Raw genomic sequence first — 14778 nt, 5'->3', positions numbered from 1 at the left:
ATTTCATAAATGGCTTGTGCTGCAGGCTAAAATTGAGCATGAGACGTATATGTTGCAAACATAGACGAAGTGTCAACAAACCCTGTTTATTATACGCCTGTCCATGCAAAAGGGGCGCAGCGTGTTAAGCCAGACCATGCCCCAGAACGGAGTGTTTTTAAGATTGAAAATTTTTTGAATTAAATTCAATCTTTTCAGTCAAGGCAAAGGATGGGGAGAAGATGTATCATCCTGTTGTTGAATTAAACGCAGCAATTCGGTTTGCTGTTCACCATTTAAATGCTGTTGAATCTGTTCTAACAGGCTTTGTGGAGTGATACTTTCCAATTCAGGTTCAGTTAAAGTGTCGGTTTCAATCACTTCTTCATTAAACACCAGGTTCTCATAAATGGTGTCAAACTTTTCCTGCAAAGGCTGTAGCTGCATATCAAACAGCTGTTTATTTTCCAGTTTTAAGCATTGATATTCAGTGGCATGTTCCAGTAATTCGGTACGGTTGCCGGTGGCAATAATTTGCAGACGCGGAAAAGCCTGATGCAGGCGCTGTAAAATCACTTGCGAAGTATTTTGATCCAGCTGGTGATCAATCGCATCAATCAGTAAAATGCCATCGCCTTCCAGACAGGGATATAAACTGTTGGGATTGAGCAGGCACAAGCGCCGTACGATATCTCCCACCAAGGCGATCCAGTTTTTGACACTGTTGGAAAGCTGCTGATAGAGCATGGTTTTTTCTGCATAACTCACCATCAGTTGTAATTTGGGCTGATATTGCAAATAAATATCTTCAAAATCAGGAAGAACGGTGCTTAAGGCCTGTTTTAAAGCGTCCAGACTGGGCGCATTCATTTGTTTTTGTGCATTCACCAGATGTTGCAAAAAATCATTTTCTTTATTCTTCTGAATGGAAGGGTTTGATACTAGTTGCTGAAACAGCTGCGCAATCTGGGCATTTTCAATATCGCTAATTTCACGAAACCATTCAAAGAAACGGCTAAAGGTGGTATAGGGAATGGTGGAAATTTCATAGGCATGTGAAGTTTGAAAAACCACCGGATTATTCTTGTTTTGAATGTTCATTTCATTGACAAAGCGTTCTGCCGGGTAATAGGCAATCAAGGGCAAACCTTGTAGCTGATCGTGTTTGAGCGCGTTATGATACAGTTCTACCAGATTGTCTAATTGTTGGGTTTCGGCCTTGCTGGTGCCAATGCCATGACTATTTAAGGTTTTATAAATTTGCCAGTCACACACAGTGAGTGTTTTGTCTCCAGCTTCGCTAGAGGCATTTAAAGTACCAATATCGGGCGGAATATGAACCCGAATATCAATTTTGGATTGCAGGCGGGTAAACATGATGTCCTGATCCAGCATCACCACACCGGTCGCACGCAAATCTTTATAGCGAGCCGCAAACCAGGTCAGTGCCTGATAGGTAAATTTTAAAATGCCGGTTTTGCCAGAGCTTTGATCGCCTAGAATCAGGGTGATGGGCTTGTCGTTAAATTTCAGCTTGAGATCGGCAAAATGAAGCGCGTGTTTGAGTTGAATAGAATCGATTTTCATAAAACACCTGCCTTGCAGCTAAAGCTAAAATTATTCTCCCACAGCTTTACGCAGTGATACCGGCATTTGCTTTTTCAGTTGTTGCAGCAAATCGTAAATGTGGTGAATATTTAAACTTACTTTAGCACGTGTGCAGGCCACGTAAAGCAATCTTAACTCTTCGTCACTAATTTTATGGTCTTTTTCATTGACCTTGAATTGATAGTCATCTTCGATATGCACACGATCCCATTCCAAACCTTTGGCTTTATGTGCGGTCGAAATAATGTAATCAGCCTGTTCAATCGGGGTGATTTTGGCCAAGGCTCTTTTGAGTGGATCTGTACCGTGATCATCCACCAGTTTCACCAAAGGCTTAATGTCACTGCCATCATTGGTTTCACAGTATTCATGCACATCATGCCATGAATTAAACCAGGCCAGTTCCGGCACATCGGTGACCCGGCGGCCCTGTTTCAGCATGCTGGCGGCATCGACAAAACGGTTCAGTTTGGCATGATCGGCCTGCAAGCTGACTTTGTCGCCATGCACCAGTCCGGAAAGCAGCAGTTCCATAGCCCGTGCATTGGTACGGCATAAAATCGCATCACGCTGTTTGGTATGCGGTTTATTCATCACTTTAGAATTCATGTGCGGATTGCCGAGCAAAGGCACGGTTTCGTTTAAGGCACCTAAAATGGCATTGGCATTCAAGGCAATTTCTTCACCAAAACGGAATGATGTGGTCAAGCGCGATTCAGGCAGCGGCAGCTGCTGCATGGCATTGACCGCACCACGCCAGGCATAAATCTGTTGATGGGCATCACCGACATAAATCACCTGGGTATTTCTTTGACGCAGTAAAATTCCCAGCATCAGGGGATCGGCATCTTGTGCTTCATCAAATAACACATAACCTGCCGGGATATTCGGTTCGGACAAGGCCCAAAGTTTTAGATAAATATCATGTCCAATACCGGCTTGATGATTGGGATCAATCGACTCGAGCCAGCGCCGTTCAATGGCCGGATATAAATGTTTCTGCAATTCGTCAATATCGTCTGGATGTAACCAGCTCGGCGCTTGCAGATGGCGCGGTGCAGGATATTGCGAACTGGTCGAGCAGAAATAACTGACCGCATTGGCCACTAGACTAGCGAGACGCGATGGCATCATCACATATTTTTCATAACGCCCGCCCATCATCCGGCGCAGGGTAATCGGTTGTAGTCGATATTCTTTGGCAATAAAACTCGGGCTTAAACGTGGCAGCCGCAGTTTGTCAGTCACGCCACGCGGCGCACTACGAAAAGCCAGCGAGTGAAAGGTGCGACAGTCGACGTTGCGATGAAATTTACTTTGCGCCTCGCTAGCAATGGCTTTGTTAAACGCCAGATACATACCACGCCGCTCGGGCATGGCATCACTGATCATTTGTAAAGTCGTGGTTTTACCTGTGCCTGCATAGGCAATCACTTTAAAGGATTTGCCTAAACGCGCATTATCTATGGCAATCGCTTGCTCATAAGTGGCGCTCGGTTTTTTCGGATCAGACACAGGCATGGGCTTAATGTTGACGACTGGCTTTTTCAACCAGGCCGGACAAGCCTTGGCGACGTGCCAATTCGTTTAATACCAATTGTGGTTCAAGATCGAAATAGCCTAACATGACAATAGTATGGAACCATAAATCTGCCACTTCATAAATTAGATCGTTTTTATTGTCTTCATTGACCTCGGCTTTAAAGTCTTTCGCTGCAATGATGGTTTCAATGCTTTCTTCACCGACTTTTTCTAAAATTTTGTTTAAGCCTTTATGATACAGCTTGGCCACATAAGAGGAATCTGGATCGGCTTTCTTGCGTTCCGCCATCATTTGACCCAAATAATCTAAAACTTCAACCTGTTCAGATTGGGCAGTCGAAGCATTCATGGCAAGGGTGTGTTGATTGGTCGATTTTTCAGCATAAATTTGCTTTGGATCTTTCAATTGTGCATCGACAATTTCCCAGCCATTTGCAGTGAGTTTGCGATAGAAACAAGATTCACGACCGGTATGGCAAGCAATACCGCCGTGTTGTTCGATCTGCAATACAATTACGTCGGCATCACAGTCTAAACGAATTTCATGTACGGTCTGGAAATGACCAGATTCTTCGCCTTTATGCCACAATTTTTGACGCGAGCGAGAGAAATACACCGCTTGGTTTTTTTCCGCAGTTAAGGCTAAAGCTTCACGGTTCATCCATGCGACCATCAACACACGGCCGCTTTGGTGATGCTGTGCAATGGCAGGGATTAGACCTTGTTCGTTAAATTTTACTTCATCGAGCCATTGCAAGTTGTTCATGAGAATTTCACCAAAATATATGTTCAAAATTAAAAAGAGCGAATGAAAATCGCCACTGCATAGTGTACGTGATTAGCGCTGCTTTGAGAAAAAAATATACGCATCATCATTTCGTTTCCTCATCGCTTGTAGCGGAGCTTAAAGCTTGAAAAGAGCGTGGTCTATTTTTTATCGATCAAAACAAGTGAAAAAACAGGGGATTTATGTATAAGGTACAGTTCATCTGATAAATGAACCTGTATTTAAAATGGGTTTATAAATCCTGCATAAACTGTGGGAAGTTTTGCTTTTCGACCATTTCTAAAAATTCATCGCCCAAACGCTGGCTTTCTGCGACTGATTGATTCCACATCTGAATCCGTTTTTTCTGATCCAGGCCTTTTAAAGTGAAATCTTTACGATCAGGCAAGCGTCCCAGTGGTAAAGATTGCAAATAGTCCTGTGAAGGTGAAAGCAGTAAAGTTCGCGCCTGATTTTCAGGATTGGCCTGGCGTTTCTTTAACAGCATCTTGTCGAACCAACCCGGGGTGATGCTGTCGCTAAAGTGCGGATACAACACAATGCCCTGACTTTCAAAGGGCAGGTCAAGGTGATAATCAATTAAACCCCCATCACGGTAGCTGCCTTTGGGCGCATCTGGAATATCACGAATAGCTGCCATGACTCCGGGGATGGACGCAGATGCCATCAGCCAAGGTGTGACATTGTCCTGGGTTAAAGCCTGATAATGCGTGACAAAATCATCTTGTACCTTAAACTGCTTGCCCGTTTCAGGTTGGCTGATGACCCGCTGCATAAATAAACGGTTATGCTTGCGTGCCAAGGCATTGCTGCTGACGATACCTGCTACCGATGCCAGTAAAGGCAGGGATCTGTCACTCTGGAAAATGTGCTGGGCTTTGACCGAGATGACGGCCAGATGATAGTCCGGGTGCTTAACCAGTTGCTGTTCTTTGCCTTGCACCAGATTAACCAGCATCTCGCGGCAAATATTTCCTACCTGCTGACGCGTCATTTTTTTATGGAAATACAGGTTGGTATAAAGTTCTGAAAGGCGTTCAGTTCCTTCTTTCGCCCCCCAAGCAGCCATACTGGCAAAGCGCCAGCTGCCAATAGATGAGCCAATCAGGGTTCTGCGCTGTGGTGCCTGAGCCAAGAAATCACCGAAAATGGCCTGATCTAAACCTTGAATACCAATCCCTTTGGGACCACCTGCAGCGCCAGGGATAATATCGACTTGCTGGGCAAGTAAACCATCTTTTTCAATCAATTGACGTGCCAAGTGACCCGCACGGATGTTTAATGCTGGGGGACGTTTTTGCAGGATTTGCGTCATGATCTATTATTAAATATATAAGGATATGCTTATTTTAAGTAGCTAGCTCAGGGCAACAATGGCGAGATGATTCAGTTGGTGACTCATGAGTCAATACAAATAATAAAAATCCGCAGCTTCTATAAAGCTGCGGATCGATAAATGGTTTTTTAACTTAGATCAAGGATTTTAAGCCTAGAACATACGAATATTGAGCCCTAAAGAAGCCAGTCCATAACGTTTATCCAAGCGTGATGCCGTTACGCCGTTATAGAGAAAGGGAATGTTGCCGACAAAGTTGTTCTGGTAGATTTCACCCTGCATAAAACCGGTGATATGTGGAGTGAAATCGTAGCTGAATTTTGCGCCAAGGGTATGATTGTCTTTAATCGCCGCGTTGCCAAAATTGCTGATGCGGTCATCAATTTTATCGCGCCATAAACGCTGATATTGATAGGCAATTTGGCTTTCAAATTGTTTATAGCGCCAGTTCCATGAACCGCCTAAGCCGGCATAGTAACTTTCATAGTTTAAATCTTGCTGTACATCCAGTCCAAACTCATTGGCGTTGCCGCTGATTTGAAGGTTGGTGAGTGTAATTCCACCCTTAGTACAGGGTTGGGCCAGATTTCCTGAATATTGGTTGCTGCTATTGATATTGACATTCATTAAACAGCCTTGCTGCATCGCTTGAAGGTACAGGTTACTGACTTCTACTTTGCTGTAGCCGATACTGGCAAAAGCATTCAGCTGATTCATAACATCAAGTTTTCGTGAGAAAATACCATCAAACTGAACTTGAAAGTCTTGAGGATCTTCCACATTGACCTGTTGAAAAGTTCGTTGATTAACTGTGGTCGGTGTCGATTTGGTTAATGTATCTGCAGTATTTCCCCAAATGCTGGTGCGGAAACTTAAAGCATCATTCTTTTTTAGATTCAGTTCGGGCGTAAAGCGGGCTGCGAGAAGCGCACTTTGAATTTTGTTGGTATCTTGAGAGTAATCAATTGAACGGTGCCAATATGCCCCTTCAATTGACCATTGTGGATTCAAATCGTATTTTGCAGAGAGGTGAAAGCCTTGATAATCTCCTGCAGATTTATCCGTAATCCCTTCACTCTCACGCATATTAAAGATATCAATGCTGTCATTGACTGCGTCCACTGCAAGATCTATTTGCAGTGTAGAAGCAGGAGCATTAAAGTTTTTTGCATGTAGGTACGGATCATTCGGGGCAGCGTAGGCAACAGCAGTACCACCTAAAAATAATCCCAGAATGGTGGATATATTTTTCATATTTTTTCCAGATGATAAAAAAGAGCTGCTTTGCAGCAGCTCTTTGTTCACACTTATTGCGTTACTTTAAATTTAGCTGATAAACCAAATCCATCCGTTGTGCCTAAAGTGTATTTAGGGGCAACAGCAGGATTACCATTGTTAATAGCAATAACAGGTGTTGCCTTAATGACTGCAGTTACGGTAACAGTGTCACCTTTCAAACTAAAACTGTTGAGCTGAGTTGCTAAAGAAGCTGACAATGAACCTAAAGTTGTTGTATTCAGGGCAATCTTACCGTTACTCAGTACATTTTGCTCAGCGTTTACAGTGAAAGTAGTTTTTAAGCTATTGATTGTTGAATCAACCTTAATCTCTGTACCTGCTGGAATGGTAGCTGCAGTTAATGTACCTGCACTAAAGTTAAGATTTAACTTATTTGCAGAGATTGTTAATGTTTTAGTGCCAGTACTAATGTGTAATGCAGCAGCAGCAGCAATTGGGTTAGCCGTTGTTGCATATGTACCTTGAGAAGTAATACCCACCAAAAGGTTATTTAAACTTGGTACTTGAATCGGGTTAATGAGTGAAGCGTTTAGTGCTGTAATCGGTTGGCTTGTACCCTGTACACTAAAGCCATTCAATTCTAAATAGTCTGTATAGAATGAATTTGCATTTTGAACAGCATCGGTAACTGTAGGAGTAATAGTTCCGGCAGGTACAACAGTTTCAATCTGCGTAATTGCATTTGTAATTGCTGTGCCAGATGTTGGTGCCTCTGGGTTAGCAACAGCTGTACTGATTGCCTTCAGTGATTCTTCAACTTGAGCAGGTGCTTGAGTCAGGACAGGTGCCAAAGCAGTGACAATTTTTTCAGCAGCAATAGACTCTTTGGCTTCAACCACTGCAGTTTGCGTCACTGTTTTAATACTCTCGGTACCTTGACTGAATGTTGCAGCAGGTACATTTTGAATCGCAGTTTCTACAGATTGAACATTGGTTGCAATCACCTCTGCACTTAAAGCTGCGAGGTTGGTTTGTACATTTGCCAAGTTTGCCGCAGTCTCGGCTGGTAAATCTTCTTTTACTGCTTCTACAGTTGCCGAAATTGCAGCTGTGATGGTCGCGGTACTGGTCAATGTGTTTTCTGAAGCCGGAGCTGTAGACAATGCAGCTTGTAATGCAGAAAATGCTACAGTATTTAAGTCCGCTTGAGTGGTGCTACCGCCTAGAGATGCGACAACAGTTTGAATTTGTTCAACCATTTGTTGCACTGCAACAGTTTTGGCATAGACTTCCTGATCTTTCATTGGATCAATTGACAGTAAATCTTTACCTGTTAAATTTAAAGCTGTTGCAATTTGTTGCGTTGCTTGTTCAGGTGTAGCACCCGCTGCGATACTTGCCTGAATGAGTGTAGTAATTGGCGAAACTACAATGGTGTTTTGCTCATTTGATGTACGTTTTGGCGCTTTAATTTCTCCAGTAAACGGTAAATCAGTCGCTGTATCGATACCACCAGTGATGGTTACAGGGCTTGATGTACAGCCCTGAGGGAAGGTGAATGTACCGTCACTTTTTGTTGTTGTGGTCGCATTATTACATTCAGTGAAAGTTACTGTAGCACCTGCTAGTGGACCATCTACAGCCAGACCGTTAATAGTGGGTGCAGCAGGCGTAGACGAACTACTTCCCCCACCACCACAAGCCGCTAATAATGAAGTTGCAATTGCTAATGTTGTTAGTTTAAAAGTCCGATTGAACATAGTATCCCCTAAAGCCTAAGTTTTAGTTATGAGTGATGCTTTACTTTATAACAAAAAAATGGTTAAAAAATAAGTGAAAAAAACACCTAAATTGAACTAAATGCAACAAATCATTAAAAATAATAATTGAATAATAACTTTAGATATTATGAATAATATTAGCCCGCCATAAGCGGGCTAATATTATTTTTGAATATGAAATCTTATTTCGCAATTCGCCAAACGGCAAGCAAGCTGGAAAGCAGGATTAAAATAATGGATACATACCACGGTGCAATAATCGCAATCGATAACAAGATCGCTATCAAGCTACCGAAAATCCAGCTACGTTTTTGCTGATGTTCCATTTGCAGACGCATGCTTTGCAGTTCATGCAACTGTTTGGAATGCCAGGCCGACTGATTTTTTAAACCGTTCAGACTATCGATCATCAGGCTTGGTAAATCCTGTGCACCCAGAATAAGGTCTGGAATTTTTTGCCCCAATTCCTTCAGGTTCTTCTGAGGATTCATTTGCGCTTTAATCCAATCGGTGAGGATTGGTTTTGCCAGTTTCCAGATATCCAGTTCAGGATAAAGGTCTGTTCCCAAGCCTTCTACATGCACTAAGGTTTTTAGCAATAGCATCAATTGCGGCGGAATTTCCAGATGGAAACGACGGGCAATATCCATGACCTGAATCAGGATGCCGGCAAAGTCCAGCTCATGCATCGGCTTCGATACCATTGGCCCCACCGTGCGACGCATTTCACGCGCTAAAGCATCTTGGTCTGTACCCGGTGGAATCCAGCCGGCTTGATGCACTACAAGAATCAACTGCATAAAGTCACTGTTCATTACTGCCAGTAACATGCGTGCCACAGTCATTTGATCATGTTTGGACAGCTCACCCATAATCGCGCAGTCGAGCGCAATAAAGCGTGGATTACTCGGATTAATAGTTTCGACAAACACATTTCCTGGGTGCATGTCGGCATGGAAGAAGTTGTCGCGGAACACCTGAGTAAAAAAGATGGTTAAACCTTTTTCTGCCAAGTCTGCGCGATTCATCCCCATACGGTCAAAAGTGGCAATGTCGGAAATAGGCACACCGGTGATGCGTTCAGCGACCATCACGTCTTTGCTGTCCATATATACTTCAGGCACATACATCATGCCTGAGCCGGTGAAGTAATGACGCATACGACGAGTGTTGTCAGCTTCTAAAGTCAGATCCAGTTCATTCAGAATGATCTGACGATAGTCCTGAATAATTTCAGAAAGATGCAAAGCGCGGGCAGCCTCTAAACGTTTTTCTAAGGCAGCACCGAGCCAGTCTAAAATCTCGAAATCCTGTAAAATTTGACTGCGAATATTGGGACGAGTGACTTTCACCACCACTTCACGACCATCATGCAGGGCAGCGGTATGCACTTGAGCAATGGAAGCTGCGGCAAGCGGTTGTTCATCGAAACGGGCAAACAAGGTATTCACATCGGCTTTTAGCGATTCCTGAATACGCATTTTGGCAAGGTTATTGTCAAAGGGTTTAACACGGTCTTGCAGTAATACCAACTGTTGTAGAACTTCGGGTGGAATCAAATCTCGGCGGGTTGAAAGCAGTTGCCCAAGTTTAATCGCCAGCGGCCCCATTTCCTCCAAAGCTTGTTTCAGCTTCAGCGGATTTTTACGTTCACGACTGGACCATGCCGCAGGGTGCATGCGAATCAGGCTTAAAGCATGACGGGCTTTTTCAGGTAATTCTTCAGCAGGAAACAACGTGTCGAGTCTATAGTGCGCGGCGATGCGCCAAAGTTCGAGTAAACGTGAAACGTGCGGAATCATAAATGCTTATACCTAGTTTTGAGTTGAATCAATCTGTGCCTGAAGCTGTTGAATTTTGGCTTCAGCCCGATCTAAATTTTGCTTGAAAATTCGGGTATCTTGTTGCAAATCATCCATTTGCCAACGTGAGGCAAACAGACCGGTATCTTCTTTTAACGCCTCTTCAGCAAAGAATAAATAACTTTCTAATGAACGCTTTAAATGTTTGGGTGCCAGCTGGATTTTTCCCAGTTCATGGGCCAAGGCAGGACCAATCCACGGACTTAAATGCGCAGCTAAATCCGGTTCGGCCTGTTGCATGATGCGTTGAATATCCTGCAACAGGTGATAGTCCCCTTGCAGCGGAATATTGCCAACATCATCTGCCAGCAGCAATTTGATCAGCTCGACTACATTTTTAACTTGTAAGGTCGCAGTCGCTTCCGAAATCTGCTGGTTTTTATCGAATGGACGTTGTTCAAAAATGGAAGGTGATTCGCTTTGACCGGTAACGGTTGGTTCCAGGCGCACCTTGTTGTCGTCAAAAAACACATTGACAGACAGCTGCGGTGACTCAATCACCACACGCAACATTTTGCCTTGCAATTGATTGAGCTGGATACGGGTAATCGCATCCAAATCAATTACATGATGAATTAATCGTTCAACTGCACCGAGTGCAAGAATCGACCACATAGCATAAAACCTTAAAGTTTAAAGCCGCGGTGAACCGCCACAATACCACCAGTTAAGTTGTGGTAATCACAGTTTTGGAATCCGGCATTTTCCATCATACCTTTGAGGGTGCGCTGGTCTGGGTGCATACGAATAGATTCGGCTAAATATTTATAACTTTCCGAGTCATTGGCAATAATTTTGCCCATGATTGGTAAAGCGGTAAACGAATACAAGTCATACAGTTTAGAGAAGGGCTCAAACACCGGTTTAGAGAATTCAAGCACCAATAAACGACCGCCTGGCTTAAGTACACGGTACATTGCCGCGAGTGCCGCATCTTTATCGGTAACGTTACGTAAACCGAAGCTGATGGTGAGTAAGTCAAAGCTGTTGTCTGCAAAAGGTTCCAGGGTTTCGGCATTGGCCAAAACAAAATCGACATTGGTGCAGCCCGCATCAATCAAACGGTCACGACCGACATTCAACATCGATTCGTTGATGTCTGAAAGTACCACATGACCGGTAGGACCGACTTCACGGCTGAATACTTTAGCCAGGTCACCTGTACCGCCTGCAATATCCAGTACATGCTGGCCACGGCGTACGCCTGACATGTTAATGGCAAAACGTTTCCATAAACGGTGAATACCGAATGACATCAGGTCATTCATGATGTCGTATTTACTTGCGACCGAGTGGAACACTTCTGCCACTTTCTGGGCTTTATCTTCACTACTTACTGTCTGGTAACCGAAATGGGTGGTTGCACCGACATTACCGGTGTTGGCACCACGTGGAAGATTGTATTTCGGTACTGAACCGGTTACTGGAGTATCGGTCAACTGTTGTTGTAGTGATTGTTGCTGACCTTGTGCAGTCCCTTGCGGAAGGGGCTCAGTTAAGAAAGGACTCACTTTGTCTGTTTTTTGTGCCGGCTCTGGTGTCGAGGTAGGCGTTTGATTTTCGTTAGACATTAGAGTCACTCCTAACATAAAAATAGGGTTAATGTTGCAGTGCTTGCATGATGACAGATTCTAGGACGTTGTACAGCAATCCGCATGCAATTGTTATGAATAATATACAGAAATCTGTTCTGTGTTTTTATTCACTGCGCAAATTTGTTATTTCCATCACCATAATAAAGTTACTGAAATGGATCAGGATCACCTGCATGAACCTTATGGATAATTTGACGTTCAACCGCAGTGAAATCTTTCACGAACTTCTCTGCCGACTTTAACGGTTTCATTGCTAAAAAGCCATCCTGCATAAACTCATACATCACGTCGAAGTTATATTTGCTGGCTGTGCCTTTGCACATTTTAAAGGCGGTATAAACCACAAATGAGCGCATGTATTTATCTAAACTTAAGCCCAGCTGATCGAGTAAATCCAGCTGCTGCAAGCGCTGTTGGCCCTGATCCAGTTTTAGATAGGTCAGTCGCATCATCTCATCATTTAAGCTTTCATGCGGATGATAGTCCTCAAGCAACTGCATTGCCACCTGCTCATCCAGCTGGACTGCAAAAATGGCCAAAGATACGCCTGATGTACCTGTTTTAACGGCATTTTCAGGAATCAATTTTTCTGCCTTATGGGCATATTTCATTAAACGCGCGATTTGCTCAGCCAGTGCATCAAAATCCGGACCGCCATACAGGCGATTTAGAAAATACTCCGACATCAACACATTATGCTTTTCCGCAAACGGCTTGCTATGGGTAGCTTGCATACGTTGTTTTTGCCAGGCCTGTACATCTTGCAGGCGCCGAAAAATGTCAGGATTTTGATGATAATTTAATTGATAATACAACTCTAAAAGATCATCTAATGCAGCCAGTTTAGACATTCTGTGTCTCTATTATTTTTTAGATGGCTAAATCTTAGAGCGAGATGGGCAAAGTCGCTATGACAAACTGCAAGAAAAATGATTTAAATTAAGTCAGTTTGCTGGAAAACGAAGCAATTATACGCAATATAAACACTATGGGTTTAAATTCAGTATTGTACTATGCTTGAATAGACTGAAATCTAGAAGAAAAGAAGGGGAAAACATGACACTCAAAAAAACAAAAAATCCGCTGCTGGATGAAGATGAGCTTTCCCTGAATCTGATTGAAGCACAATATTTTTTAAAAGATACCCGCGATCAGAACAATGCCAAAAGCGTACTGGTGCTGGTCAATGGCATTGAGCTGGCAGGAAAGGGCGAGGCGGTGAAGCAGCTGCGCGAATGGGTCGATCCACGTTATTTGCTGGTCAAGGCCGATGCACCGATCATGTTTAATCAGAAACAGCCGTTCTGGCAACCGTATGCACGCTTTATTCCTGCCGAAGGGCAGATCATGGTGCTGTTTGATAACTGGTATAGCGATTTGCTGGCCACAGCCTTGCATGTGTCGAAACCTCTCGATGAAACCCAGTTTGATGCCTATATTGAAGATATGCAGGCTTTTGAGCAGGACTTAAGAAATAACCATGTCGATGTGGTTAAGGTCTGGTTTGACCTGTCCTGGAAATCCTTGCAGAAGCGGCTGGATAATCTGGATCCCAGCGAAATACGCTGGCATAAATTGCATGGTCTGGACTGGCGCAATAAGAAGCAATATGACAATTTGCAAAATCTCAGTCAGCGTTTTATCAAGGATTGGAACATCATTGATTGTGAAGATGAAAAAGCGCGTAATCAGCAATTTGCACAGATCATTTTGGCGGCTTTGAAAGATTGTCCCAAGCACCCGACCGAAGCAAAAACCACATGGAAACAGGCAGCTATTCCAGAGCTGCTGCTGCACCCGGAAAAGCAGCCCACGACTAAAGAAGACTACAAAAAAGAGCTGAAAGAGCTATCGGTAAAAGTGGCAGAGGCGCTACGTTTTGATGACCGTAAAGCCATTGTTGTTTTTGAAGGTATGGATGCGGCAGGAAAGGGCGGCGCCATTAAACGTCTGGTGAAAAATCTGGATCCGCGAGAATATGACATTCACAGTATTTCAGCCCCTGAACGATATGAGATGCGTCATCCGTATTTGTGGCGTTTCTGGACCAAGTTGCAAACCGATGAAGACATCCGGATTTTTGACCGTTCCTGGTATGGGCGGGTGCTGGTAGAGCGCGTGGAGGGACTGGTCAGTGAGCATGCGTGGCAGCGGGCGTATGAGGAAATTAACCGCTTTGAAAGGGATTTGGCCAATAGTCAAACTGTGGTGATCAAATTCTGGCTGGCGATTAGCAAGGATGAGCAGGCCGCCCGTTTTAAAGCCCGTGAAGAGACGCCAAACAAACGCTTTAAAATCACTCCAGAGGATTGGCGCAATCGGGAAAAATGGGATGCCTATCTGGATGCTGCCGCTGATATGTTCGAAAAAACCAGTACTTCCTATGCACCGTGGCATATCATTGCTGGCAATGATAAAAATACCGGGCGTTTAGCCATATTAAGAGCCATTTTAAAACAGCTGAGAGCGGATTAAGCTCTCAGCAGCGAGATTTATCTATCTGATTATTGACATGCTGAACAAAAATTTTTAGCTCACCGGCTGCTTTTGCTGAATACTTTTAGCAATTTTGTAACAATCTTCTACATGGGCATCGGCTACTTTTTTCATGACCATATAGCCCAGACTTGCGGCAATAATTTGTCCGCCTAAGGGAATAAATTTGGTCACCTGTTTGGTGATGACCTTGGCTAACACATTGTTAAGGGACTTTTTGACTGCCGTACGCGCAACCACCAAACCGGAAAATTCTACGCCACGTTTGCGCAGTTCCTTCCAATGCACTTGTTTGGTTTGCGGATCATAGACACTGATTTGTTCAGGAGCCAAACCAAAACGTGCATTCACATCCGGAATGAGTTGTGACAAAATTCCGACATCGATGACCACATCGAGAAATGGAACAGGAATGACGGCTGCACCTGCAGAACAGTAAGCCCGTTTTTTGACAAGTTCGAGGCATTCTTCCCGAATGCTTTCCAAGTTTAGTTGGGGATCGATTGCGTCTGGGATTTTATCTATTTTCATCATGTAAATACCTTAAATTTCG

At 43.7% G+C, this 14778-nt stretch carries 12 protein-coding genes; 1 reads left to right on the top strand and 11 read right to left on the bottom strand.

Annotation, left to right across the window (positions count from 1 at the left end; genetic code table 11):
- Positions 1 to 198: 198 nt before the first annotated feature.
- The 10 genes from B9T29_RS00825 to B9T29_RS00780 form a co-directional block, all read right to left on the bottom strand.
- Positions 199 to 1566: an ATP-binding protein gene (locus B9T29_RS00825; RefSeq protein WP_086174095.1), complete on the bottom strand. Its 1368-nt coding sequence runs from the start codon at positions 1564 to 1566 to the stop codon at positions 199 to 201.
- 30 nt (positions 1567 to 1596) lie between these two features.
- The gene (locus B9T29_RS00820; protein WP_086174187.1) at positions 1597 to 3102 is read right to left on the bottom strand and encodes a 3'-5' exonuclease; all 1506 of its coding nucleotides are present in this window, start codon (positions 3100 to 3102) and stop codon (positions 1597 to 1599) included.
- A 10-nt stretch (positions 3103 to 3112) separates the two neighbouring features.
- Complete coding sequence (gene hisIE / locus B9T29_RS00815) at positions 3113 to 3895, bottom strand: bifunctional phosphoribosyl-AMP cyclohydrolase/phosphoribosyl-ATP diphosphatase HisIE (RefSeq protein ID WP_086174094.1); 783 nt, start codon at positions 3893 to 3895, stop codon at positions 3113 to 3115.
- Positions 3896 to 4148: 253 nt separating this feature from the next.
- Positions 4149 to 5231 carry a patatin-like phospholipase family protein gene (locus B9T29_RS00810; RefSeq protein WP_086174093.1) on the bottom strand — a complete coding sequence of 361 codons (1083 nt, stop codon included), beginning with the start codon at positions 5229 to 5231 and terminating at the stop codon, positions 4149 to 4151.
- A gap of 174 nt (positions 5232 to 5405) precedes the next feature.
- Positions 5406 to 6506, bottom strand: coding sequence for a hypothetical protein (locus B9T29_RS00805; protein ID WP_086174186.1), 1101 nt, complete (start codon positions 6504 to 6506; stop codon positions 5406 to 5408).
- A gap of 53 nt (positions 6507 to 6559) precedes the next feature.
- Entirely contained in the window at positions 6560 to 8251 is a 1692-nt protein-coding gene (locus tag B9T29_RS00800; protein WP_086174092.1) for a hypothetical protein, read from the bottom strand.
- 203 nt (positions 8252 to 8454) lie between these two features.
- Entirely contained in the window at positions 8455 to 10074 is a 1620-nt protein-coding gene (locus tag B9T29_RS00795; protein WP_086174091.1) for an ABC1 kinase family protein, read from the bottom strand.
- Positions 10075 to 10086: 12 nt separating this feature from the next.
- Complete coding sequence (locus B9T29_RS00790; RefSeq protein ID WP_086174090.1) at positions 10087 to 10749, bottom strand: ubiquinone biosynthesis accessory factor UbiJ; 663 nt, start codon at positions 10747 to 10749, stop codon at positions 10087 to 10089.
- Positions 10750 to 10760: 11 nt separating this feature from the next.
- A complete protein-coding gene (gene ubiE / locus B9T29_RS00785) occupies positions 10761 to 11705 on the bottom strand; it encodes a bifunctional demethylmenaquinone methyltransferase/2-methoxy-6-polyprenyl-1,4-benzoquinol methylase UbiE (protein ID WP_086174089.1) in 945 nt (314 codons plus the stop codon).
- 170 nt (positions 11706 to 11875) lie between these two features.
- Positions 11876 to 12580, bottom strand: a complete 705-nt coding sequence (locus B9T29_RS00780) for an FFLEELY motif protein (RefSeq protein ID WP_086174088.1) — start codon at positions 12578 to 12580, stop codon at positions 11876 to 11878.
- A 205-nt stretch (positions 12581 to 12785) separates the two neighbouring features.
- On the opposite strand from B9T29_RS00780, the gene B9T29_RS00775 reads away from it, so the two are divergent.
- A complete protein-coding gene (locus B9T29_RS00775) occupies positions 12786 to 14204 on the top strand; it encodes a phosphate--AMP phosphotransferase (protein ID WP_086174087.1) in 1419 nt (472 codons plus the stop codon).
- 54 nt (positions 14205 to 14258) lie between these two features.
- On the opposite strand, the gene B9T29_RS00770 is transcribed toward B9T29_RS00775, so the two are convergent.
- On the bottom strand, positions 14259 to 14756 hold the full coding sequence (locus tag B9T29_RS00770) for a hypothetical protein (protein ID WP_086174185.1): 498 nt from the start codon (positions 14754 to 14756) through the stop codon (positions 14259 to 14261).
- Between the last annotated feature and the right edge of the window lie 22 nt (positions 14757 to 14778).

Origin of the sequence: Acinetobacter sp. ANC 3903 (genome assembly GCF_002135315.1) — a bacterium.
GTDB lineage: Bacteria > Pseudomonadota > Gammaproteobacteria > Pseudomonadales > Moraxellaceae > Acinetobacter.
Note: the sequence above shows the minus strand (reverse complement) of the source record. Positions and strands in the feature narration are given on the sequence as shown.